Annotated in this window: 10 protein-coding genes and 5 pseudogenes; 4 read left to right on the forward strand and 11 right to left on the reverse strand. The window is 70.4% G+C overall.

Going from position 1 to position 24,452, the window contains the following annotated elements; translation table 11 throughout:
* Positions 1-93: 93 nt before the first annotated feature.
* Together OO63_RS27230 and OO63_RS27235 are read right to left on the reverse strand one after the other, a co-directional pair.
* Positions 94-1,179, reverse strand: coding sequence for an SPFH domain-containing protein (locus OO63_RS27230; protein WP_030356676.1), 1,086 nt, complete (start codon positions 1,177-1,179; stop codon positions 94-96).
* Between the two features lie 51 nt (positions 1,180-1,230).
* Positions 1,231-1,668 carry an NfeD family protein gene (locus tag OO63_RS27235; RefSeq protein WP_030356677.1) on the reverse strand — a complete coding sequence of 146 codons (438 nt, stop codon included), beginning with the start codon at positions 1,666-1,668 and terminating at the stop codon, positions 1,231-1,233.
* Between the two features lie 138 nt (positions 1,669-1,806).
* Here OO63_RS27235 and OO63_RS43900 point away from each other — a divergent pair.
* The 3 genes and pseudogenes from OO63_RS43900 to OO63_RS27245 all read left to right on the forward strand — a co-directional run.
* A pseudogene (locus OO63_RS43900) lies at positions 1,807-1,933 on the forward strand (IS5/IS1182 family transposase); the annotation flags it as partial.
* A gap of 175 nt (positions 1,934-2,108) precedes the next feature.
* Positions 2,109-3,473, forward strand: coding sequence for an MFS transporter (locus OO63_RS27240; RefSeq protein ID WP_234311022.1), 1,365 nt, complete (start codon positions 2,109-2,111; stop codon positions 3,471-3,473).
* The gene (locus OO63_RS27245) at positions 3,433-14,328 is read left to right on the forward strand and encodes a hybrid non-ribosomal peptide synthetase/type I polyketide synthase (protein ID WP_033264506.1); all 10,896 of its coding nucleotides are present in this window, start codon (positions 3,433-3,435) and stop codon (positions 14,326-14,328) included. Before OO63_RS27240 ends, OO63_RS27245 begins: the two co-directional genes overlap by 41 nt.
* Before the next feature lie 72 nt (positions 14,329-14,400).
* Here OO63_RS27245 and OO63_RS47800 read toward each other — a convergent pair.
* The 3 genes and pseudogenes from OO63_RS47800 to OO63_RS43910 form a co-directional block, all read right to left on the reverse strand.
* Positions 14,401-14,654 (reverse strand): annotated as a pseudogene (locus OO63_RS47800) (transposase family protein); the annotation flags it as partial.
* 332 nt (positions 14,655-14,986) lie between these two features.
* Positions 14,987-15,142: a DUF6131 family protein gene (locus OO63_RS46080; RefSeq protein WP_169786640.1), complete on the reverse strand. Its 156-nt coding sequence runs from the start codon at positions 15,140-15,142 to the stop codon at positions 14,987-14,989.
* Positions 15,143-15,317: 175 nt separating this feature from the next.
* Positions 15,318-15,847, reverse strand: a pseudogene (locus OO63_RS43910) (FAD-binding oxidoreductase); the annotation flags it as partial.
* 337 nt (positions 15,848-16,184) lie between these two features.
* Between OO63_RS43910 and OO63_RS27270 the strand changes: the two are divergent.
* A complete protein-coding gene (locus tag OO63_RS27270; RefSeq protein WP_030356684.1) occupies positions 16,185-17,144 on the forward strand; it encodes a TIGR03557 family F420-dependent LLM class oxidoreductase in 960 nt (319 codons plus the stop codon).
* A gap of 689 nt (positions 17,145-17,833) precedes the next feature.
* On the opposite strand, the pseudogene OO63_RS46995 reads toward OO63_RS27270, so the two are convergent.
* The 6 genes and pseudogenes from OO63_RS46995 to OO63_RS27285 form a co-directional block, all read right to left on the reverse strand.
* A pseudogene (locus OO63_RS46995) lies at positions 17,834-18,020 on the reverse strand (ISL3 family transposase); the annotation flags it as partial.
* 148 nt (positions 18,021-18,168) lie between these two features.
* Entirely contained in the window at positions 18,169-18,582 is a 414-nt protein-coding gene (locus OO63_RS45605; RefSeq protein WP_157854059.1) for a hypothetical protein, read from the reverse strand.
* Between the two features lie 397 nt (positions 18,583-18,979).
* Positions 18,980-22,096 (reverse strand): tetratricopeptide repeat protein, encoded by a 3,117-nt coding sequence (locus OO63_RS41680; RefSeq protein WP_157854060.1) that lies wholly within the window; start codon positions 22,094-22,096, stop codon positions 18,980-18,982.
* Between the two features lie 653 nt (positions 22,097-22,749).
* Entirely contained in the window at positions 22,750-23,520 is a 771-nt protein-coding gene (locus tag OO63_RS27280) for an MBL fold metallo-hydrolase (RefSeq protein ID WP_030356685.1), read from the reverse strand.
* A 48-nt stretch (positions 23,521-23,568) separates the two neighbouring features.
* Positions 23,569-23,897: pseudogene (locus OO63_RS45610) on the reverse strand (IS982 family transposase); the annotation flags it as partial.
* 61 nt (positions 23,898-23,958) lie between these two features.
* Positions 23,959-24,375 (reverse strand): SRPBCC family protein, encoded by a 417-nt coding sequence (locus OO63_RS27285; protein ID WP_030356686.1) that lies wholly within the window; start codon positions 24,373-24,375, stop codon positions 23,959-23,961.
* Positions 24,376-24,452: the final 77 nt, after the last annotated feature.

Genomic DNA, 24,452 nt, shown 5'->3' on the forward strand with positions numbered 1-24,452 from the left:
GCAGGCCCCCGCGGGCTGCGCTGTCACCACTGAGGCTGCGCCGAAGCCCCGTTGAGCCGATTGGAATCGTGAAACAACAATTCCTAAGGCTGGTCACGGGCCCTGCGGTGCTTTCGCAGCCTCGGCTTCGGCTTTGGCGTTGCTTACCGCTGCGGCGGCCTGTTTCGTGGCCTCGTCAGCGGCCGCAGCGGCGTCGAGTGAAAGCGTGGAGCCTGTTTCGAGCTCCGGAGCTGCGACATCGCCGTGTGCGTCGTCAGTCTCCGAAGTCGCTGCTTGCTCAGGTTGTGCGGGTGTGGGGCCAGCCGGCGTTGACTGATCGCCGAATGCGCCGGTGACGGTGCGAATGGCTTCCGTCAGCTCTCCAGGGATCACCCAGAAGGTGTTGTTGTCGCTCTTGGCCAGGTGCGGGAGCGTCTCGAGGTACTTGTAGGCAAGGATCTTCGGGTCGGCGTTGTTGCGGTGGACGGCCTGGAAGACGAGCTCCACTGCCTTCGCCTCACCGTCCGCCCGCAAGATCATGGCTTGCTGTGTGCCCTGGGCCTCCAGGATGTCCTTCTGCTTCGTTCCCTCCGCAGTGAGGATCTTGGCCTGCCGATCTCCTTCGGCATGCAGGATGGCCGCGCGTTTGTCCCGCTCGGCGCGCATCTGCTTCTCCATGGCCTCCTTGATGGTGTTCGGCGGATCGATGGCTTTGATCTCGACGCGGTTGACCCGAATGCCCCACTTGCCAGTGGCCTCGTCGAGGACGGTGCGGAGGCGGGAGTTGATCTCCTCGCGTGAGGTCAGCGTCTGCTCCAGGTCCATGCTGCCGATCACGTTCCGCAGCGTGGTCACGGTGAGCTGATCGATGGCCTGCAGATAGTCAGCGACCTCGTAGGCCGCCGCCCGGGGATCGGTGATCTGGTAGTAGAGCACCGTGTCGATGTTCACCACCAGGTTGTCCTCGGTGATGACCGGCCTGGGGTCGGACGAATACACCTGCTCGCGCACGTCGAGCTTGGTGTTGACACGGTCCGCCACCGGCAGGACGAAGTTCAGGCCCGGCTGCAGGGTCCGGCGGTACCGGCCGAACCGCTCGATGTTGTAACGGCGCGCCTGCGGCACAATCCGCACCGTGGCGGCCATCAGGAAGACGACAGCAATCGCAGCCACAAGAATCAGAATGACGACCGGATCCATGCTTCCTCCGTTGCTATGTCTTCAGCTGCTATGTCTTCAGCCGTTCACCGTTCACGGAAGGAGTTCGCGGGGGTAGACGATGGCGGTAGCGCCTTCGATCTCCATGACATCCACCAGTGCTCCCACCGGGATCACATGGCTCTCGTCGAGGGCACGGGCGGACCATTCCTCGCCGGAAAGTTTGATCAATCCGTGGGTCGCAGTGACCTCCTGCATGACCTCGGCCCGCTTGCCGATCAGCGCGTCACTGCCCTCGTGTGTCAGCGGCGCCTGCGCCATGTGCCGGAGCGCGATGGGGCGGACGACAAGGAGCCCCGCTGACGCTGCCAGGACGAGCGCCACAAGCTGACCGAGAAGGCCGACGCCCAGGCCGGCGACCACGGCGACAATCAGAGCAGCGCCGGCCAGCAACCCGAAGACCAGCGTCAGCGTAAGAAACTCCGCAGCGCCAAGCACCCCGGCGGCGAATAGCCATACGAACCACGGCATCGCATCGGCCTCCCCTCGGGGGACTCATCTTCCAAAGTACCTCCCGGAACATCGGTAAGCACAGGGGTGTGTCCCGCCCCGGGCAGATCGAGGGGGTTCCACCGGGCGAGTCGAGACGGCTGCTGCAACCAGTACCGCCGGGCGCCCGGACTGCTGCGGGTCCTGCGAGCGGCCGATCCTGATCACGTCCTGCTCGACGGGACACCCGCCGCGTGCGACCGCGTCGGCGACAGCCGGGCCGACTCCTCGCACAAGCACGTCCGGCGCCGGCACCGCTCGGTCACGGACCTCCCCGGCTGCGCGCCGTGGCGCACGGGAGCGGAACCCTAGGTGCAGTAACCCTAGGTGCAGACGCCAGCAATGTGGCAGGGGAGATGTGCGCAGCCCGTAGTAGTGTTCACCGCCATCCCGCCCGCGCCGTTTCCAAGTTGGGGAGTTCAGTGGAACTAGCTCAGCGACCCTCGATCAGCTGGCGGTTCCGGGCCCTGGTGGCGAGCTATGCCCTGTCGGCGTACGGAAACTTCCTCAACCTGATCGCCCTGAGCCTGTTCACGTACGAGGCCGTGGGCAGCGCCCTGGGCATCGGTGTGGTGATGGCGCTCCGGCTGTTCTCCGGCATGCTCGCCGGCCTGGTCGCGGGTGCGCTCACCACGGCCCTCGGCCGCCGTACCGTGATGATCGGCGCCGACGTGGCGCAGGCCCTGGCGATGGTGCTGCTCGCGGTCGGCTCCCGTGATCCCGCGCTCGGCCTCCTCCTGGGCGCGGTCGTCGTCCTCGGCGCGGGGAACACCTTCTTCACGGTGGCGCTGCGCAGCGCCGTGCCCGTGATCGTCGGCCATGACGCGCGGACGCGGGCCAACGGGCTGCTGGTGACGGCGCGTTCGGTCGCCACCGTCCTCGGCTACGGCTCGGCCGCGGCCATCATCGCCCTCGGCGGGTACGCACTCGCCTTCGCGGTCAACGGAGCGACCTTCGTGGTGTCGGCCGCGGCGGTGCTGGTGCTGCGGCCGCGCACCGATACCGAGGACGGCACGGGCGACGAGACCGTGGCCGAGGACGGCACCGGCGACGAGCCCGGGCCGCAGACGAGCCCGGCGCGGCAGCGGGGCAGCCTCGGTGTTCGGCTCGGGATGGGGGGAATCCCCGCGCTGTTGCTCGGGACGATCCTGCTGCGCGGCACCGACGCGTTCGCTTCCTCCTCCCACAACGTGGCCCTGCCGATCGTGGCCTCCCTCGAGTCCCCGGACGATCCGGCACTGTTCATGACCCAGTTCTGGGCGGCCTGGGCGATCGGCACCTTCCTCTCCCACCAGCTGCTCAAGCGGCTGTGGCGTGAAAAGGCGTACGGCGAGCGCGCGTTCGCGATCGGCACCGGCGCCATGGCGGTCTTCTTCGTGTGCGCCTTCACCGGACTGCCGGTTCCCGCACTGATCGCGGCCGCCCTCGCCGCGGGCATCGCCGACGGCTGCACCGAGATCGTGTACGTCTCGCGGTTGCAGGCGGCGCCCGAGCGGGAGCGCAACCGGCTGTTCGGCCTGTCGGCTTCCGCCGAGACCGCCGGTTTCACCCTCGGTATGATCGCCGCGGCCGCCGCGCTGGAGGGCTTCCCCGTGCTCGCGGTTGTCGCCACGTTCCACGGCGCCGCCCTGTGCGGGGCGTTGGCGCTCTTCCTGGTCACCCTCGCCCGCCGCCACGGCGGGGCCGAGCGCACCACGCGCAGTCCTGGTTCCACGGCACCACTGTCAGCTGATGAAGGGGAGACACATGGCACGCGTACGGGGGCAGGCCCTTTGCCGAGGGCCTGAGTCGCAGCTCACCGGGGACGACCCTCGCGACGCGCTCCAGGCCCTGCTCCGGGCGGCGGCCGCCACGGGCGGCGCGGGAGTGGTGGCGGTGGGCCCCGAAGGCCGGGCCACCACGCATGCGTACCCCCAACTCCTCGACCTGGCACGGCGGTTCCTGACCGGGCTGCGCGCACACGGGGTGCGGCCCGGGGACCCGGTGGTGCTGTGCGGGCTGCCGCTCGACGAGTTCTTCCCGGCCTTCTGGGGATGCGTACTGGCCGGAGCCGTGCCCGTGGCCGTCACCGACCCGCCCGCCGTGGGCTCGGTGGCCGCGCAACGCCTGGCGCACACCCGCGCCTTGCTGAAGGATCCCCTCGTCCTCACCGACGCCCCGGGCCTGGCCGACCTCGCGCGCGCCGGTCTGGACGAGCGGGCGGGCCTCGCCGCCGACTGCCTGCGACATTCGCCGTCGTACGACGAGTACCTGCCGAAGCCGTCCGACACCGCGCTGCTGATGCTCTCCTCCGGCAGCACGGGCGCACCCAAGGCCGTGCGGCTCACGCATGCCGGACTCGCCGACTTCGCCGCCAGTACGCGCCGGATCCTGCCGGTGCGGGCGGGCGACGCCTTCGTCAACTGGCTGCCGGTGGACCACAGCGGGGCGTTCCTGCTCTACCACGTACTCCCGGTCTTCACGGGCTGCACCAACGTGCACGTGCCCACCCAAGCGGTGCTGACCGACCCGCTGCGCTGGCTCGACCTGCTCCACGAGCACCGCGCCCAGCACAGTTGGGCGCCCACGTTCGCGTACCGGCTGGTGGCCGACGCGCTTGCCGAACAGCCGTACCGGACCTGGGACTTGAGCGCACTGACCTCGCTGCTGTGCGGCGGCGAGCAGATCACGTTGCCCGTCCTGCGGGCCTTCCTCGACGCGACCGGCGGCTTCGGCGTCCGCGAGCGCCACCTCTTCCCCGTCTGGGGCATGGCCGAGACCGTCACCGCGATCACCTACGGCCGCCTCGACCGGCCGGGCACCGTGCACCGACTGGTCAAGTCCAGCCTCGACGGGGAGCTCCGGAGCGCGGCCGTGGACACCCCCGACGACCAGTGCGTGACCTTCGTCGCGGCCGGTTCGCCCGCCCATGGCACGGCTCTGCGGATCGTCGACAGCGGGGGCCGGCCGCTGGCGGGCGGCAGGATCGGGCAGTTGCAGGTGCGGGCGCCCGCGCGTCTGACACCGGGATACTTCGACAACCCGGACGCCGACGCCGCTGCCTATCCGCAGGGCCAGGAGTGGCTGGACACCGGGGACTTGGCGTTCCTCGCCGAGGACCAGGTAGTGATCACCGGGCGCCGCAAGGACGTGATCATCCTCAACGGGCACAACGTGTACGCCCACGAGGTCGAGACCGCCGCCGAGGCCGTGGTGGGGGTGTGCGCCGGCGAGGTGGCCGCCTGCGGCATACCCGACGCGGAGCGCGGCACCGAGCAGCTTGCCGTGTTCTTCGTCGGCCGCGGCGCGGAGGACGACGCCCGCATCGCACGGGAGGTCAAGGCGGAGCTGTTCACGCGCCTGGGCCTGACCGCCGCGCACGTCCAGGCTGTCGAGCGGGCTGAGTTCCCGCGTACGCCTGCGGGGAAGGTACGGCGCACCGAGCTGCGCGACCGGTTCGTCGAAGGGCGCCTGCGCACGGACCCCGGGACCGCCGGTGACTCCGAGAGTCCCGCGGCAGCGGGCGACGACGTCGGGCGAGCGGTGCGCGAGGAGCTGGCCGAGGTGCTGGGCCGTCCCGCCGCGCGAGACATGCCCTTCTATGAACTCGGGATGACCTCGCTGCAGTTGGTGCGGCTGCGTGGACGGCTCGAAGAGCGCCTGGGCCGGGCGATCGCCCCGATCGCGGTGTTCGAGCACCCCACGGCGGCGGAGCTCACCGAGCACCTCACCGCGGAAGGAGCCAACGTCACTACGGATGCGGCCCACGTCGCCACGGACGCTGCCCACCCCGCCACGGGCGCGGCGCACCTGGCCTCGGACACGGCGAGCCCGACCCGGCTCGCGCGTCAGTCCGAGACCGCCCCGGCGGGCACGGATCAGCGGATCGCCGTCATCGGCATGGCGCTGCGCTTCCCCGGTGCCGACTCGCCCGAGGAGTTCTGGCGCAACCTCCGGGACGGCGTCAACTGCCTCACCGTCTTCGACGACGGCCAACTGCGGGCCGCGGGTCTCACCGCCGAGCAGGCCACGGCCGCCGACCGGGTGCCGGTCGCCGGAGTGCTCGACGGCGCACTGGACTTCGACGCCGACTACTTCGGCCTCAACCCCAAGGAGGCCCGGCTCACCCACCCGGCACACCGCCTCTTCCTGGAGTGCTGCCATCGGGCGCTGGAGGACGGCGGCTACGCGGGCCCCCAACGGGACATCAGGGTCGGCGTGTTCGCCGGTACGGGCATGCACCTTTACGACCACCAGCAGACGGGGCCGTCCGCGACCGCCGCCCCTTCCGCGGACGTGTACGCCGACGAGGACCCTGCGACCGCGATGCAGAGCACGCTCGGACAGCAGCCCGACTTCGTGGCCACCCGGGTCGCCTACCGCCTGGGCCTCACCGGGCCCGCCATCGGCGTGCAGACGGCCTGCTCCACGTCGCTGGTCGCCGTGCACCTGGCGGCGCAGGCCCTGCTGACCGGCGACGCGGACATCGCGCTCGCCGGCGCGGCGGCCGTGCACCTGCCGCAAGAGACCGGCTACCGCAGCCATCCGGGCTCCATCCTGTCGCCCACCGGCCGCTGCCGGGCCTTCGACGCGGACGCCGACGGCACCGTGGGCGGCAACGGAGTGGCGGCCGTGCTGCTCAAGCGCCTGGACCGGGCGCTCGCCGACGGGGACACGGTGCACGCGGTGATCCTCGGCTCGGCGGTCAACAACGACGGCGCCCAGAAGGCCGGCTTCAGCGCCCCCGGCATGGCCGGGCAGGTCGAGGTCGTCCGTGCGGCGCTGCGCCGGGCCGCGGTACCGGCCGACACCCTCAGCTATGTGGAGGCGCACGGCACGGGGACGCCGCTGGGGGATCCGGTGGAGTTCGAGGCGCTGGGGCGGGCGCTGGGAGAGGGGACGGGACGCTCCGCGTTCTGCGCGGTGGGCTCGGTGAAGCCCGCCATCGGGCACCTCGACAGCTGCGCGGGCATGGCGGGCCTGATCAAGACCGTGCTGATGCTGCGCCACCGCACCCTGGTGCCGACCCTGCACCTCACCCGCCCCAATCCCCACCTCCAGCTGGACGGCGGGCCCTTGCGGCTCGTCGGCAAGACGCAGCCGTGGACCGTACCGGCGGGGACGCCGCGGCGCGCCGGGGTCAGCGCGCTCGGGGTGGGCGGCACCAACGCCCACGTCATCCTGGAAGAAGCCCCGCTCCGCCGCCCCGGGACGAGCCTCGGCAGGCCCGCCCTCGTCCCCGTCTCGGCGCGCGACACCGAGGCGCTGGGGGAGTTGACCGGGCTCTTGCGCACCCGTCTGCGGTCCGCGCCGGACACGTCCCCCGCCGACGTGGCGGCCACGCTGGGGTGCGGCCGCCCGCACCACGCCGTGCGCAGCGTGGTCGTGGGCGGCGACGCGGCTGAGCTCGCGCGCGCCCTGGAACAACTGCCTGCCCCGCCCCAGCCGTTCGGTCGGCCGGCGTTCGCCTTTCCCGGCCAGGGCAGCGCGCGCGGCGGCATGGCCCGCGGGATCCATGCCGGGTTCGCCGAGGCCCGTGCGGTCCTTGACCGCTGTGAGCGGGTCTACGCCGACGAGTTCGGCGGCACCCTGCTGCCACTGCTGCTCGGCGAGAACGGCGACGCCGACCAGGTCTGGCCCACGGAAGTGGCCCAACCCGCCCTGTTCGCGCACCAGGCGGCGCTGCTCGCGGTCTGGCGGGCCTGCGGGGTGCACCCTGCCGTGCTCCTCGGCCACAGCGTCGGCGAGTACGCGGCGCTGCACGCGGCCGGAGCACTCACCGTCGACGACGGACTGCGCCTCACCGCCCGTCGCGGCCGCCTCATGCACCGGGACGGCAAGCCCGGCGGGATGCTCGCGGTACGCACCGACCTGGCGACCGCCCACCGCACCGCCGCCACCTCGGGCGCCGAGGTGGCGGCGGTCAACGGGCCGCGCTCGCAGGTGCTTTCCGGCACGCCCACGGCACTCGCCGAGGCGGTACGTCTCCTCGACCGGGACGGCATCCAGTGGCGCGCGCTCCCGGTGGACCGGGCCTTCCACTCGGCAGAGCTCGACGCCGCGCTGGCCGCCTTCCGGGAAGCCGCCGACGACGTGACGTACGCACCCTTGCGCGTGCCCTTCGTCAGTGGTCTCGACGGCGCGGTGCGCCCCGTGGGATGGCTGGTCGACGCGCAGTACCTGTGCGCGCAGGCGCGCCGGCCGGTCCGCTTCGACCTGGCCGTGGCCTCGGCGGCACAACGGGATCGGGGCGGCTTCGTCGAGCTCGGCGCCGGGGAGACGCTCACCGGTCTGGGCCGGCACTGTCTGCCGGAGAGCCGCTGGCTGAGCGGCCAGGGCGCGGGCGACGAGCCGGCCGGGCAGCAGCGCGGCCTGCTGCACTCGCTCGGTGAGCTGTACCGCGCGGGGGCGGACCTGGACTGGGCGGCGCTCGCGGACGGCGGCGGTCGGATCTCGCTGCCGGGGTATCCGCTGCGGCGTCGCGCGATGGCTCCGCCCGCCGAGACCCCCGTGCCCCCGACGGCCGTCGCGCAGCCCGCGAACGCGCATCCGAAGGAGACGCCGATGGAGATACCGAGGCAGACTCCCCTCCTGTCCACCGACACTGAACCCCTGCTCGGTGTACGGGAGTTGACCGCACAGAAGCTGGGCGTGGAGGTCGCGGTGATCACGCCGGACCGCTCGTTCTTCGAGCTGGGCGCGGACTCGCTCTCCCTCATGGGCATGGCCACGGAGCTGGAGCGGCGCTACGGGGTGCGCGTCCCCGTCCGGGACTTCTTCGACGCGGCGGACACGCCGCGCAAGCTCGCGGACCGCCTCGCCCAGCTGCACACCGAGCCGACGGGGGAGCCGGTGCGGCCCGCTCCGGAGGCGGCACCGGAACCGACGCCGCGGCCCACACCCCGTCCGGCCACGACAGCTCAGCCAGTACCTCCACAGTCCACAACGGCTCAGCCCACGCCCTCACCGCCCCCCTCCACGGACATCGCACCGGACGTACGCGACCTCTTCGCCGAGCAGTTGAAACTCACCCGGCACCTGGTCGACCAGGTCACCGGCGTCATCAACCGGCAGCTGGATGCCCTCGCCCCCGCAGAGACACCGCCGCCCGCCGCGCCCGAGGCGCCCGCCGCACCGCTCGTACCCGCCGCACCGCTCGTTCCCGCCGCGCCAGTCGTACGCACCGCGCCTGTCGTACGCACCGCGCCTGTCACTCCCGCCGTCGCCGACCGGCACGGGTTTCACGCGCTCTGGTTCCCCGAGCGGCACTTCAACTCGTTCGGCGCGCTCTTCCCCAACCCCTCCGTCCTCGCCGCCGCCCTGGCCGCCCGCACCCGGCGCGTCCGGCTGCACGCCGGGTCCGTGGTCCTGCCGTTGCACCACCCCGTCCGGGTCGCCGAGGAGTGGTCGGTGGTCGACAACATCTCCGGCGGCCGGGCAGGCCTGTGCTTCGCCAGCGGCTGGCACGCCACCGACTTCGCACTCGCCCCGGACGCCTTCGGACGGCACCGCGAGGCGATGTACGAGCAGCTGGAGACCGTACGCCGACTGTGGGCGGGCGAGCCCCTCACGCTGACCGGCGGGGACGGCGAGCCCGTTGACATACAGCTGCACCCGAAGCCACTGCAGGACCAACCACCCCTGTACGCCGCCGTGGTGGGCAACCCTGACAGCTACCGCCGGGCCGCCGCCCACGACCTGGGCGTCGTCACCAACCTGATGGCGCAGACGGTGGAGCAACTGGCGGAGAACATCGCCCTGTACCGCCGCACCCGTGCCGAGCACGGCCTCGACCCGGCCGCCGGCCGCGTCGTCGTCCTCGTACACACCTATCTGGAGCAGGACGCGGTCCGGGCGCGGGCGGAGGCCTACCGGCCCTTCGTGTCATATCTGCGGTCCTCGCTGTCCCTGTTCAACCAGGTCACCAACAGCCTCGGCTTCGACGTGGACCTCGCGAACACCCCTGAGGACGATGTCGAGTTCCTGCTCGGCCGCGCCTACGAGCGCTACTGCGAATCGCGTGCACTGATCGGCGACGAGTCGACGGCCGCCGAGACGGCGGCCCGGCTGACGGCGGCGGGCGCCGACGAGATCGCGTGCTTCGTGGACTTCGGCGTGCCGGCCGACAAGGTGCTCGCCGCCCTGCCGCTCATCGACGGCCTGCGCACCCGCCAACAGCCCACCACAGGCCCACAGTTGAAATCCGCCGCGAGTGAGCGCCGACCGCTCACCCCGGCCCAGCGCCGCATCTGGTTCCTGGAACAGCTGCACCCCGGCACCAGCATGTACCACGAGCCCAAAGCTATTCGTCTGGACGGCACGCTGAACACCGAGGCGCTGCACTGGGCCCTGCAGCAGGTGGCCGACCGCCATGCGTCGCTGCGGACCGTCTTCCGCGACGCCGACGGCGTCCCCTACCGGCAGGTGCTGCCGCGACTGACGCTCGACTGTCCGGTCGACGACCACACCGGAGCCGCCGAGGAGGAGGCCCTGCGGGCCGTCCTGGCCGCCGAGGGCCGACGCGTCTTCGACCTGGGCGAGGGCCCCCTCGTCTCGTTCCGGCTGCTGCGCCTCGCCCCCGAGCGCCACCTGCTGTTCCTGCTGGCCCACCACATCGCCTTCGACTCGTCCTCCACCCAGGTGCTCGCCCGCGACCTCGCCGCGTACTACCGAGCCTGGCCCGACGGCGACCCCCAGCTCCCCGCGCTGCGCGACGACATGGCCGAGGAAACCTCCGACCCGGTGGCCGCCGCCGAGAGCCTCGACTTCTGGCGGCGCGAGCTGACCGGCGTGCCGGACCTGGAGCTGCCCACCGACCGCCCGCGCCCACCGGTGCGGTCGGGCGCGGGTGCGAGCCTGACGCACGCACTGGACGGCGAACTCGTCGAGCGCATACGGCAGTTCGCCGCGTCCCGGCGGTCCACCGTGTTCATGGCGCTGACCGCCGCGATCGGTGCGGTACTCGGCCGCTTCGCCGGGCAGAGCCACTTCGCGCTCGGCACCGCGGTCGCGGCCAGGCCCGAGGGCGCCGAGCACGCGATCGGACTCTTCCTCGACACCGTCCCGCTGCGCCTGGATCTCAGCGACGCCCCGGACTTCGCGGCTCTGCTGCACCGCGTCCGAGACACCAGCACCGCGGCGTACGAACACCGGGACCTGCCCTTCGACGAGCTGGTCGGCGCGCTGGCCCCGCACCGCGACCCCGGCCGCAACCCGCTGTTCCAGGTCATGGTGGAGTACGAACACGAGGGCGAGGTCGACTTCGACCCACCCCGGCTCACCGCCACACTCCTGGACGCGCCGAGCGAGCGGGCCCCCTTCGACCTCAGCATCTATCTGACGCACCACCGCGCCGGACTGCGGTTCATGGTCGAGTACGACACGGCGCTCTTCGACGCGGCCACGGTGCGCCGCATCGTGGAGTACGTCGAGCACCTGCTGCGCCGGGTCCTCGATGCCCCCGGCGCCCCGATCGCCGAGCTGACCGCCCCCACACCGGCCGACCGCTCCGTGCTCGCACGGTGGGGCGGCGCCGGCGAGCAGCCGCCCGCCGGGCCGGAGACCCTGCACGGCCTGTTCGAGGAACAGGCCCGGCGCACACCGGCCGCCCCCGCGCTCATCGGTGACGAACTGACGTATTCCTACGCAGAGTTGGAGACACGCTCCAATCGCCTCGCCCACCGGCTCCGGCAGCTGGGCGCGGGGCGCGGCGAGCGCGTGGCGATTCTGCTGCCGCGCGGCCCCGAACTGATCACCACGCTGCTCGCCGCACTCAAGAGCGGCGCCGCCTATCTGCCCCTCGACCCGTCCACCCCGACGCCCCGTCTGCAAGGACTCCTCGACGACGGCGGGCCCGTCCTGCTGCTCACCGGCGCCGCCACCCTCGAACAGCACCCCGAGCTGGCGACCCCGGCCGTCCTGCTGGCCGAGGACACTGACGCGCTGACGGCCCTCCCGGACACGCCACCGGACATCGAGGTGCGGCCCGAGGACCCCGCGTACTGCATCTACACCTCGGGCTCCACCGGCAGCCCCAAGGGCGTCGTCGTCCCGCACCGCGGACCGGCCGCCCTGGTGCGCGGACAGCTGGCGCGGCACATGCCGCTGCGCACCCTGCAGTGGACCTCGCCCGCCTTCGACATCAGCGTCCAGGAGATCTTCACGACCCTCGCGGCCGGGGCCGCCCTGGTCCTGATCGACGACGAGCTGCGGCACGACCCGGCGGCGCTCACCCGGACAGTGCGCCGCCACGCGGTGCAGCGCCTGTACATGCCGTGCACCCCGCTGCGCTACCTGATGGAGACCGGGCCCGAACTACCCGATCTGCGCGAGGTGTTGCACTGCGGCGAGGCGCTGCAGCTCAGCCCGGCGCTGCGGCGCTTCCTCGCCGACCACCCGCAGTGCACGCTGCACAACCAGTACGGCCCCACCGAGACCTCGATCGTCGTCACCTCGCACCGCGTCGCACCCGACGGGGAGCAGTGGCCGCCCATCGGAACCCCGGTGCCCGGCGCCCGGATCCGGCTCCTCGACCCGGACGGGACCGAGGTGCCGGTCGGCGCCGTCGGCGAGATCCACGTGGGCGGCCCGCCGGTCGCGCACGGCTACCACGGCCGCCCCGAGGAAACGACGGCCCGCTTCGCCGCCGACTCCACCGGCGCGACGCACTACCGCACCGGCGACCTGGCGCGCTGGCGCGCGGACGGCACCCTGGAATACCGGGGCCGGATCGATGATCAGGTCAAGATCCGCGGTCACCGGGTCGAACCCGCGGAAGCGCAGGGGGCGTTGAGCGCGCTGCCCGAGGTCCGGGACGCGGCCGTGGTACCGCGCCGCGACGCGCACGGCGACACGGAACTCGTCGCGTACGTCGTCCCGCACAGCACCGGGACGGACCTGACCCGGCTGCGGGCCGCACTCGCCGCCGAGCTTCCCGACCCGCTGGTGCCCGGCCGCTGGGTGGCGCTGGAGCGGCTGCCGGTCAACACCTCGGGCAAGCTCGACCGCGGCCGCCTCCCGGAGCCCCGCGGGGACGACGCCTCGCAAGCCACCGGCGCGGAGCCCACCACCGTGCTGGAGAAGTCCCTGCACGAGTTGTGGTGCGCCGAGCTGGGCACCCGGTCCCTGCCGGTCGACCGCTCCTTCTTCCAGCTGGGCGGCCACTCGCTCAGCGCGATCCGCCTCCTGCACCGTATGGCCGACGAGCTGGACGTACGACTGTCGATGGCGGACTTCTTCCGTACGCCGACGATCACAGCCCTCGCCGCACGGGCCGACGGAGCGCGGGGAGACACGGGCGAGGTCGTCGAGACCGTCCCGATGACGTCGAGCCTGCGCCGACTCTGGCGGCGCCACCACGAACGGGACGACCCGGCCGTCTACAACGTGCCCCACCGCGTCGACCTGCACGGGGAACTGGATCCGCACCACCTGGCGCAGGCCCTGACCGCCCTGGTCGCCCGGCACGACGCGCTGCGCAGCCGCTTCGTCGAGCGGGACGGGGCCCACCTCGTCGAGGTCCTCGGCGAGGTGCCCGTGGAGGTACCGGTCACCGATCTGAGCGCGTACGCCGACGACCCCGAAGGCCTCGCGCGCTGGTGCCGCGACGAGGCGGCGCGGCCCTTCGCGATGCACCGCGCCCCGCTGTTCCGCTTCCGCCTGGCCCAAGTCGCCGCGGACCGCTGGATCCTGCTCACGGTCCTGCACCACGCGATATGCGACGGCTGGTCGATCAACGTGCTGTGGCACGAGCTGCAGGAGCTGTACAACGCCGCACGCCGGGGCGGCGACGCGGCGCTGCGGCCGCCGTCGGTCCAGTTCACCGACGTGGCGCGCGCCGAGCACGCACTCGCCCCGCTCCGTCGCCGGCAACTGGAGGAGCACTGGCGCCGTGAACTGCGTGGCGCCCCACTGACGTTGAGCCTGCCCTACGACCACCCCCGCCCGGCCACGTTGTCGGGACGTGGCGCGCTGCTCACCCGGACCGTCGACAGCGACACCGGCGCACGGGTGGCCGCGGTGGCGGAACGCCTGGGCACCACGCCGTACGTGATCTGGGCGGCGGCCTTCGCGGCCTGGACGGCCCGCCTGTGTGAGGCAGCCGATGACGTGGTCCTCGCCGCATCCAGTGCCAACCGCGCGCAGGAAGGCCGGGAGGGAGCCGTCGGGTTCATCGGGGACGCCGTGCTGCTGCGGGCCCGGGTCGGCGGTGCGGGCACCTTTGCCGAGCTGGTGGACCAGTTGGGGACCGCGCTGTTCACGGCGCTTGATCACCAGGACCTGCCGCTCAGCGAGGTGGTCGGACTCCTGGACGACCGATTCACCCGCGAGCTGTTCCCCACGGTGCTGTTCACCGTGGTCACCGCGCAGCCACCCGCCCTGGAGCTGCACAGGCTGTCGGCCACGGTCAGGGACGTCTCGGTGCAGGCCAGTGCCCGAAACGAGCTGTACGTCGTCGTGCAGCCCGGCCCGGAGCAGACCACGCTCACCTTCGAATACTCCACCGACCTGTTCGAGCCGGCCACGATCGAGGCCTGGATGTCCGACTTCTGCGATGTCCTGGCGCAGGCGAACGCCGACCCTGAAACCCCCCTTGCCTCGCTCGGCCATGGGGCTGCCGGGGACGTCAGTCGCCGTGCGGCGCCGACGCGATCTCGTCCTTGATCGGGTGGCGGGCTGCCCGGTGCGGCGGCAGGGCCTCGATGACGACCTCGCGCAGGATCCCGGTCGATGGATGCGTTCGCAGGTCCGGATGATGCGGTGGGTGCGGGCTTGCGGTCAGGTCGTGGGTGCGGCCGGGCAGCGCGGGTGAGATCCACGGCAGCTTGCCCGCGGGGTCGGCCACGACCTGCACCTTCACGCCGTGACGACGGTGCTTGTGCGAGGAGTCGGCCCGGCTGTCGCCGACGCGGTCGCACGCGGGGGTGTCCCTCGAGCAGGACGTGATCAGGATCGGCCTCTCGCAGGACCCGCAGCAGTCCGGGCGCACGGCGGCCGCGCGGGCCGCGAGCCGCTGGGCCGTCGAACGCCTCATCCCGCTCCGGACCTCGCTGAGCGCCCAGTTCAGCGTCGAGGGAACAGCCACCCGCTGGGAGTTCGACGGCACGATGACCGTGCTTGACGCGGGAGAAGGCGTCGTGCTGTACGCGGACGTGTACCCCGACGTCCCCGTCCGCTACCTGGTGATCGCCGCCACGACCGCGCGGGCGGCCGAACTGGAGCGCCTCGCGCGCCGAGCGCTCGACGGGCGATCGCCCGGCCCTTGACTCGGCGAGAGGTCATCGGGCCGCCGCCGTGCATCAGTTGGCCGGACCGCTGAGCGTCACCAGTAGTGTCGCCGACCTCGGAACGCGTGCCCCATACCGCCGAGGACCCACAACACGACGCCGATCGCGACAAGGATGATCCCGATGGTCCACAGAATTCCGATACCGGCCACCAGGCCGACAATCAGCAGGATTACGCCAAGAATGACCATGACGCCTCCGATCGGAAGGCCCCTGAAGCAAGTGTCCTCCCGTGCGTGCCCCTCGCGCAAACATCGTCGACCGGGAGCCGCCGTGCCGCCGACAGCGATGCCTGCCGGGGCCGTCTGTCAGAAGTACGCCTCGTACTGCGCCTGCGTCGCGTAGATCCGGGCCCACCAGTTCCTAGGCCCGGTCGAAGCCGTTCTCGGGCAGCAGGGAGTCGAGGTCGTAGCCCGAGACCGGGCGAGGGATGTAGGGAAAGCCCGGGCGGATGTCCGCCAGGTGCGTCGACGCGATCCGCTCCAGACCCGCGTAAAAGTCCGCCCGCCGCCCGCCCTCCTCGGCGATCCGACTCCACGACGCACGCACGGGCTTCGCGGTCGACCGACATAGACGCGTCGCAGTACGTGGTCCAGTCGACGATCACGGCGGCATTCGTGCTCTGCCCCGCCTGGCTGGTGCCACTACCGTGGGAGAGAACGGGGCTCCGTGGCGCGCGCAGACGCGTACAGCCTGCGCCCCGTCGTCCACAGAGCGTGGTGCTACGAGGCCGAGCGGCACCTGGCGGTAGTTCGAACCGCCGCTGACGTGCGCCCCCGGCTGCCCGCGTTGAAGCGGACCTCCCCGTCGGCTGCCTCGCGCAGCACCGCCTCCAGCTCTCTGAGTGCCTTCGTGCCGATCGTCGCGTGCTGTTCGCCGTGTTCGAGGTGGGCCACTTGGGAGGGCGTCGCCACCCAGTACCCATCATCGCGCCGGGCAAAGGTCCTGTCCTGGGTGCGGCCGACGCGGGCCGTGGCTGGGGGACAAGGACCGGTGACCTCGGGTTCTGTGGTCGCCGGGGGCTTCATGACTTGGATCGTGGCTTCTGGGTACACGGGCCACTCGGACCCGCTGGTGTGGTGCCATTTGCCGGGATCGCGCAGGCTGAGGAGGGCGACGCCGAGGGAACCACGTGCCCCGCGCCGGACCGGGACGGGGGTTGTGCGAGGCGTGCGAAGGGCGGCACGAGGTGGGCGTCGGTGTCTCCAGGGACAAGGCAATGAGGAGCAGGTAATGACGCGTTTCGGATACTTCCTGGCGAGTGAGGAGTTCACACCGGCCGAGTTGCTGGAGCAGGCGCGCGCCGCTGAGCAGGCGGGATTCACCTGCCTGGCCATTTCCGACCACTACCACCCATGGACGGATGAGCAGGGGCAGAGCCCTTTCGTGTGGTCGATGATCGGCGCGCTCGCCCAGGCGACGTCACTGCCTGTGACGACATTCGTCACCTGTCCCACCGTACGTATGCACCCAGCGGTCAACGCTCAGGCCGTCGCGACCGCGGGCGTGCTCACCGGCAACCGCTTCCGCTTCGGCGTGGGCAGCGGTGAGGCCCTCAACGAGCACATCCTGGGTGACGCCTGGCCGGCCGTCGACGTGCGCCTGGAGATGCTGGAGGAGGCCGTCCACGTCATCCGGGCTCTGCAGAGCGGCGACGAGGTCACCCACCGCGGCAAGCACTACACGGTGGAGAACGCCCGCCTGTACACGGTGCCCGACGAGCCCGTTCCGATCTACGTGTCCGGGTTCGGGCCCAAGGCCGCCGCGCTGGCCGGTCGGATCGGGGACGGGTTCGTCACGATGACGCCCGAGGCTGATCTTGTGGGGCAGTTCCGGCGCGCGGGAGGCGGCCAGAAGCCCGTACTGGGTGGGACGAAGGTGTGCTGGGGAACCGATCGCGATCAGGCGGTCAAGACGGCCCACCGGCTGTGGCCGACGCAGTTCCTGCCGGGGGAGCTCGGGCAGGTGCTTCCCGACCCCGCCCATTTCGAGCAGGCGGCGACGCTCGTGACCGAAGAGGTCGTCGCCGACGGCATGGTCTGCGGCGCCGACGCGGACGAGCACGTCCGCGCCGTGGCCGCGTACGTCGATGCGGGATTCGACGAGGTGTATGTCGGCCAGATCGGGCCCGACCAGCAGGGCTTCTTCGACTTCTACCGCAGCGATGTCCTGCCGAGGCTGGATACCCGGTGACCCCGCGTGCGTGGCCATGTCGATGAGTTCGGGGCTCTGGGACAGATCTTGGGGAGCCGTCGCGGAGCGTTACCCCGGTGTTCGAGGGCGCGGGAGGGGCTGAGGCTCGGATCCGTACCTGTTGATCTGCCCCACGCGCTCCGGCAGTGATCAGGCGATGGTGATGTCTCGTGCATGGACCCGTGCTGGGTCAAGGTGGAGTTCGTACGCGGTGCAGCACTCGCTAGATCTCTGTTCCCACTGCAGTGCCGCAAGGGCACCGTCGATTCAGCCCGTCCTGGCCGTGCAGCCCGCAGCAGCCTCCGTGGTCCCCCTTCAGGTCGGGCAGCAGGTCCGGCGCGTCGTTGGGATGGAGAACGATGGTATTTCGGGGGCCTGCGGACGTGAGGAACCCGTTTCCGCCGGGATCGGCAACAGCCGGACCTCCGGGAAATACTGCGACGCATTCGTCCGTGGGAAGGAACGGGGCGCCCCGTGGCTCGGGCTTCAGAGCATAAGACCCCTGGTTCATGGTGGCCGGGGCCCGGCGGGACCCGTCGGGCCCTATCCGTCCGTCGGACTCGGGCCTGACCGGCGTCTCGGACGGCTGCACAGCCCTGGTCAGAGGGCGAGCACAGGCAGCACATACAAAAGTGATCACACGAAGTTCTAGCCCGCCGAACCTGCATCGGCAAGAGTCCGCTTCCGGACTACTGCAGCAGGATCATCTTGCGTAGGAGTTTGAATCCGGGCTCGGCCGTAGAGCTGTCTCTTGATCTTCTTGATGCGGTTGACGGTGCCTTCGATGCTGCCGGAGCTCCAGTCGAGAGTGAGGCCGGCGGTCACGGCGTCGAGGTCTCGGCGCAGGTGGAGTGCGAAGTCGGTGAGCCCAGGCAGGGAGCGTGGCACCGAGGCGGCCGGTGAGTATCTCACCGAAATCACGGACGTTCCCGGCGGCAGCCCGCTGGCATGGCGGGCGGCGCTTCGGTGTGTTACCGGGGCTTACCGGAGCCTGTGTGCGGGCTGTTGGATACCAGATACCGACTTAGCTCACGTCCCAGGGGTGCCCTAGACCTTGCGGGAATTCATTGACGAATTGTTCCACTGCCCATCGAGCCGCCTCCTTGTCAACGAGATCCGCTTGCGAGAATTTCCCTTCCTGCCCCCCGACGTCCAAGACGACCTCCTGTTCTCTGCCTTCTCCTGACTCGCTCTGCAGTTGCAGCAGTTCTCCGCTTTCTAGCTCGCCGGCAACCAAGAACCTTTGAGGGCCGCCACCGATTCCGAGGTATTCCAAACTCTCTTCGCCGCGCGAAATCGACAGCTCGGTACATACCGATCCGTCGAGTGCGTCGAGCAGCTCGTGAATCTCGGCAACGGAAGGGTCCCTGACCTCCCTGCAACGCTTTTCCTGCCCAAGCCAAGAGTTCAATACGGCAATCAATTTATCCCCATGCATTTAGGATGCGATCGGTGTGGCGAGCTCGGAGGCTGCAGTGAGAAAGCCCGCGGGGGAGGCCTTGCTGACTGTGACGTCCTCGGCGCAGACCACACCCTCTGGCACAGGAAGCCCGAGACGGCGCAGTCGGGATCGTGCGGTCTCGTCCGGCTGGATGTCACCACTCCCCACGAGCGCTCAGGCAAGGCGCGCTGGGGTGAGCTTGTCGTCGCGTCGACCAGTGTTGACGAGGACCGTCCCGATCTTCACCCCCGCGACGCCCTCACTCGCGCCATGCCCCCGCAGCCGTCAGCGCTCCGCTGACGCGACAAGGCTCCTCCGCATTATTTCGAGGTACTGAAGGTGCTGCTCACGGGCGTGGAACGGCCGTTCCGCCGCCAGGTTGGCCGCCCACTTGTCATGGTGTATCCGGCTGCCCGCCTCCCAGCGCTCCTGGCGAGCGTGCCTTCAGGCCGCTGCTGCGTCTCCGGTGGCTTCGCGGGAGCCCGTCCTCTTCACGCCACCGCCGCAGCGTTTCCGTCCGGTCCCTCGTGTCGGGGTGCTCGCTGCCCAGAACCTGCTGGGAGAGCCCGGCAGCCGTTTGCATCTGCTGGACAGCTTCCTCCCGACGCTCTGCATCCCAGTAGCCGTGGGCGAGGCTGGCGTGGGTGTTCAGAGTGTCGGGATGCTCAGGGCCGAGGAGGCGTTCGCGGTCGGCCAGGACCTGTTCCTCCAGCGCGATGGCCTCGCTCAAGCGCCCGGCAGATCGGTAGCTGGCAGCGAGACTTGCGTGGGCGAGGAGTGCTTCAGGATGTTCAGGGCCAAGGACCCGCACGCGGTCGGCCAGGACCTGTTCCCCCAGCGGTATGGCATCATCCAGGCGCCCTGCCGTCCGGTAGCTGGAGGCAAGGTTGCCGCGGACGCGCAAGGTATCGGGATGCTCGGGCCCGAGGATGCGCTCGCGGTCGGCCAGCACTTGTTCGTTGAGCGCGATGGATTCCCCGATACGCCCGGCTTTCCAGAAGCTACCGGCGAGGTTGGCGCGGGCGGTCAAGGTATTGGGATGCTCGGGTCCCAGGATCCGTTCGCGGTCGGCCAGTACCTGCTCCTCCAGCACGAGTGCCTCAGCCAGTCTGCCAGCCTGCCAGAAACTCTCAGCGAGGTTGGCGCGGGCGCTCAGGGTGTTGGGGTGCTCAGTTCCCAGGATCCGCTCGTAGTCGTCCGCCACTTGCACTTCGAGCGTGATGGCCTCACTCAGCCGCCCTGCTGTCCGGTAGCTGGTGGCGAGGTTGGCGCGGGAGGCCAGGGTGTCGGGGTGCTCGGGTCCCAGGATCCGTTCGCGGTCGGCCAGCACCTGCTCCTCCAGTGTGATGGCCGCATCGCCACGCCCCGCTACCCGGTAACTGACAGCGAGGTTGGCGGTGGAGCGCAGAGTCTGGGGGTGCTCGGGTCCGAGGATCCGTTCGCGGTCGGCCAGTACTTGTTCGTTGAGTGTGATGGCCTCAGCTGTGCGTCCGGCGTCCTGGTAGTTGGTGGCGAGGTTGGCACGTGTGATCAGAGTGTCGGGGTGCTGGTGGCCGAGGAGGCGTTCGCGGTCGACCAGGATCTGTTCCTCCAGTGCGATGGCCTCAGTGGTGCGCCCGGCAGCCCAGAAGCAGGAGGCCAGATTGGCGCGGCACGTCAGGGTGTCGGGGTGCTGGCTACCCAGAAGTTGTTCATAACCAGCCTGCGCCCGCTCCTGAAGCATGATCGCCTCACTGATTCGCCCGGCGTCCTTGTAGCTGGAGGCGAGGTAAGAACAAGCAGCCAGGGCGTCCGAATGCCCAGCGTGCAGCAGCCTCTCCGCCGTCGCCATCTGATGCTGCCAGTAGGTGACGGCTGCTGCCGGGAGCCCGTTGTGCAAGTAACTTTCGCCTGCGCGGAAAAGGAGCGGGTGCCCGCCCGTCTTCCAGAGGTGCTCGTCGGCCAGGGGGTAGAGGTGGTCGGTGTTCGCGCGCAGGACCGTTGCCCTGGCCATGTCGTGGTGGTCTTCCTTTGGCCACAGTTCCAGCAGCGCGTTGGCGACTGCCCGCACCAAAGCGCCCTCGTTTTCCTTAGGGAAGGCTTCGCGTGCGGCGCGCGCGGTCAGTGCGTGGATCCGCACCGCATGGTGCGGATCCTCACGGCGGGTGGTGATCAGGCCGTAGCGGTGCAGGAGCCGCATCGCTCTGCGTGCGGTCACCTCGTCCACCGCCAGGGTGCCAGCACTCTCGTCAGGGCTTTCGGCGGTCCCGACTGCCACCGCACCCTGCGATCCCGCCAGGGACGCCACACCTGCATCCGCACCATGTTCCTGGCCGACACCACCAGAGACGCCGCCTGCCCGGGCGTGGGTGAGGTAGACGGTGACAGCCTGGGTCTGCCAGAACTCCTCGGGGTGTCCGGCGGGGTCGAGGAACGCGGCCAGGTCGAGTGCTGGTGCGGCGAGCCCGACGGGCTCAGCGGCCTGTGCCGTTGCCAGCGACAGCAGCAGTGCCGCTGCGACGTCCCGTTCGTACGCCTCCCCGCTCCATCTGGCTGGCAGTGCCTGGCCGAGTTTCTGCTTCTGGTCGTGGAAGTGCTCCACGTACACAGCGCAGGGCTGGTCTTCGTTGATCATCCATGCGGCCGCGTACCCGAGGGCGAGAGGCAGATGCCCCAGCACCTCCCCGACCTCCTCCACAGCCTCGTCCAGGAGGTGTCCGGCGTCCGCGAGGACAAGCCGCTCCCGGAGGAACGCCGCGGCCTCGGTGGTCGTGTAGGTGCCGACGTCCAGGACGTGGCGTCCGCCGCCGCTGATGTCGGCGCCCTTCAGCCTGGTGGTGATCACCGCCCGATGTCGCACCCCGCCACCGCGTTGATCTCCCGATTTCTGCTCTTCTCCGTCACCGTGAATGCTGGTCGGCGGCCACCAGCCGCGCAGAGCGGCAGGTTCGGTGACATCGTCGAGGACGATCAGCCACGACCTGCTGGTGGTGGCAGCCCAGTTCAGGAACGCCCTCGCTGCGGTCTCCACGTCCTGTTCGGCCGCTCCTGGAGCCTGGACGCGGTGTGCGGCGGCCGCATACGTGCCCAGAAGCTGTTCGATCCTGGTGGCGTCGGCCCACAGCACGAGGTCGATTCCGGTGCGTCCTGCGTGGTGGGTGAGGTCGACGGCGAGCTGGGTCTTGCCGACCCCGCCCCCGCCGGACAGCACCTGGCTCAACACGACCGTACCCGCGGCGCCTTGAGCGCGGTCGACTTGTTCCCGCAAGTCCAGCCGGGGCTGGTACGCAGTGGCCAGGTCGGGGACAGCGCCGACGAGCAGGGGCCACGCCACTTCAGCGCGGGGCGGTGGCGGAGAGGTGTGATGGACGTAGGTGCCGATGGACCCGGCCTGGACGACGGGGCCGTTGACCGTTGCTTCTGAGACGCTGTTGCTGGCCCGGACCACATCATCCTGGCCTGGGCTGGAACCCGGCCCGTCCCAGGGTATCTGCCCGCCAGTAGTGTCCGGTTCATCCTCCTGGTCCGCCATCAACTCCACCCCCAAGCACAGCTGTTCACCATCAGCCTGATCCCACGGTAGAAGGCTGTGCAGGCTTCGGCAGGGCAATTGTCGACAGTGCGACAGGACCGTGACCGCCCGTCCGCTCACTCCGACCGAGGCAATACGGGTTCCGCTACTGGCTGGACGAGCGCAGGGCGTTCCAGTGCGCCCTGCTCATTCGCAATGTCCGGGTCGCTGAATGCATCCCTTCCCCGAGCCACGCCTGCGGAGGCAGCCTCGGGGCCAGCGCCGGGACGTGGCTCGGCGACGAGGCGACCGAGGTGCGCCCTGAGCCGGTATTGCGGGCGCTTCCGGAGCGCGTGCTCGGTTTGCTGGATGCGGCCCCGTTGCGCCCGCCGGAGCAGCTCATCCCCACCCGCACGGTGGTCCTGTACGACGTGACCGACGGGGCCGCCAGGCTGGGGCCACGGGATGAGTCCGGTGGCCCCAGCCGGATGTGTCAGCGGGGGTTTCGCCGGCAGCAGGCGCTGGCGCGGCGCGTGCCGACTGCCGATCGCGTCGAAGACTGCGGACGTATTCGACGGCTCAACGTGGCCCCTGCCCGCTGCCGTCGTTCTCGTTCGCGCGGGAGCCTGCTGCGAGCGTGGCCGCTTTGTCGAACGGACCAAGGTAGTTGCGGTCTAGCCAATCGAGAAGGTGACACCGGGTGCGGCGTAGTCGACGGGACCGTCGAACCGGGCCGAGGCACGCGCCACCGCCTGCTGCGGGGTGAGGAAACGGCCTACGTGGGTGACGATCAACCGGCCTGCCCGGGCCCTGCTGGCCGTGTCGCCGGTGTCTTCGGGCGTGTGGTGCACCTGTTCGCCCTCGGTCGGCGCCTGGGCGCTTTCGGCCTCGCACAGCAGCACATCGCATCCCTCGGCCAGCCGCGTGAGGTTCGCGCACGGTGCGGTGTCTCCGGAGTAGACCAGCGATCGGTCCTCGGCCTCGATGCGCACGGCGAAGGCCGGGATGCCGTGCGCCACCGCCCGGCTGGTCAACGTGAGCGCGCTGACGCGCGCCTGATGCCCGTCCTCCAGCTCATGGACGGCGAAAGCGGACTCGACCGGGCTGCGCGTCGAGGTGTTGGTCAGGAAGTGGGCGAGCCGGTCAGCGATGCCCGGCGGCCCGTACAGGGGGATGGGTGCGGCAAGCTGAATGTCCGCGAAGAGTGCCGCGTAATAGGCGGTGAGCAGGTCCGCGCTGTGATCGGCATGCAGGTGCGAGATCCAGATCGCGTCTACCTCGTCGAGCCGGACGTGCCGCTGCAACTGCGCCAGCGTCCCACTGCCCGCATCCACCCAGACCCGGGTGCCGCCGCTGGATACCAGGTAGCCGGAGCACGGGTTGTCCATGGTTGCGTAGGGCGTGGCACACCCCAGGACAGTGAGTCGGAGAAGATCACTACTCATGCGAGGAATCTATAGAACGCCTGATCCACAGGCGCTGACAATTTCTCGGCTGGAGCAGTAGCCGTGCTCAGCCCATCCGGCCAGGTCGGAACTCTTGACCGTCAGGCGGCAGCGCCCGCACTTCACCGAGGTGGAGTCGACCACCCACACACCGTCGGTCCGCAGTGCGGTGTCGACCGCCAGCAGATGAGTGACCTGTTGCATCAGCCCCGCGGCCGTGCGTTGACGCTTGTCGTAGCCAGGCTGCTTGGGCAGGTAAGGGAACACCTGCCGCCCCCCACGTCTGGCCGCCACGGCGCGGGATGCGGGAAGCACTTCAGCAGGTCGTCCGCCTTCACATGCAGTGCGACGGCGAGGGAGCCCAAGTCAGCCTTCACACACCGGCATTGGACTCCCTCACCCCCCACGCGCAGCCGATCGCCCTTAGGGGTAGATTGCCTAGCGGGCGGCGGTCCGGGTCTCCAACGTCTGCTTGAGCAGGCTCATGCCCCGATCCATCCCGCCGCCGATCGTTTCGGCGAGGCCGTCCGGCTGCACCTGGTGGCTCCACACGAACCGGCTGCGGTCATCCCCATCGGCGACCACCTGCATGATCGAGATATCGGACTCGGGTTGCATGGAGCCGCCGACGACGGAGTAGACCAGGCGACACGCCTGATGGTCGATCTCCACCAGCCGTTCGTGCACCACGGTCCCATCGACAAACGTGACGACCCGTTCGTCCGGCTTCTCCAGCCGACTCGCGGTCACGAATCCCGGCGCCATCCGCACGGGGCCGTCGGTGAAGTCACCGATGACCTCCCATACCCGCTGCGCACCGACCTCGATGACGGTCTCCTTCTCCACGAACGCCATATCTTTTCCCCTTAGCAATGAGCATGGGCGCGTTGCCGTGCAGGCCGCGCCGGCGGCTTCCTTCGCTGCCACCGGCA

This window comes from Streptomyces alboflavus (assembly GCF_000716675.1).
Taxonomy (GTDB): Bacteria; Actinomycetota; Actinomycetes; order Streptomycetales; family Streptomycetaceae; genus Streptomyces; species Streptomyces alboflavus.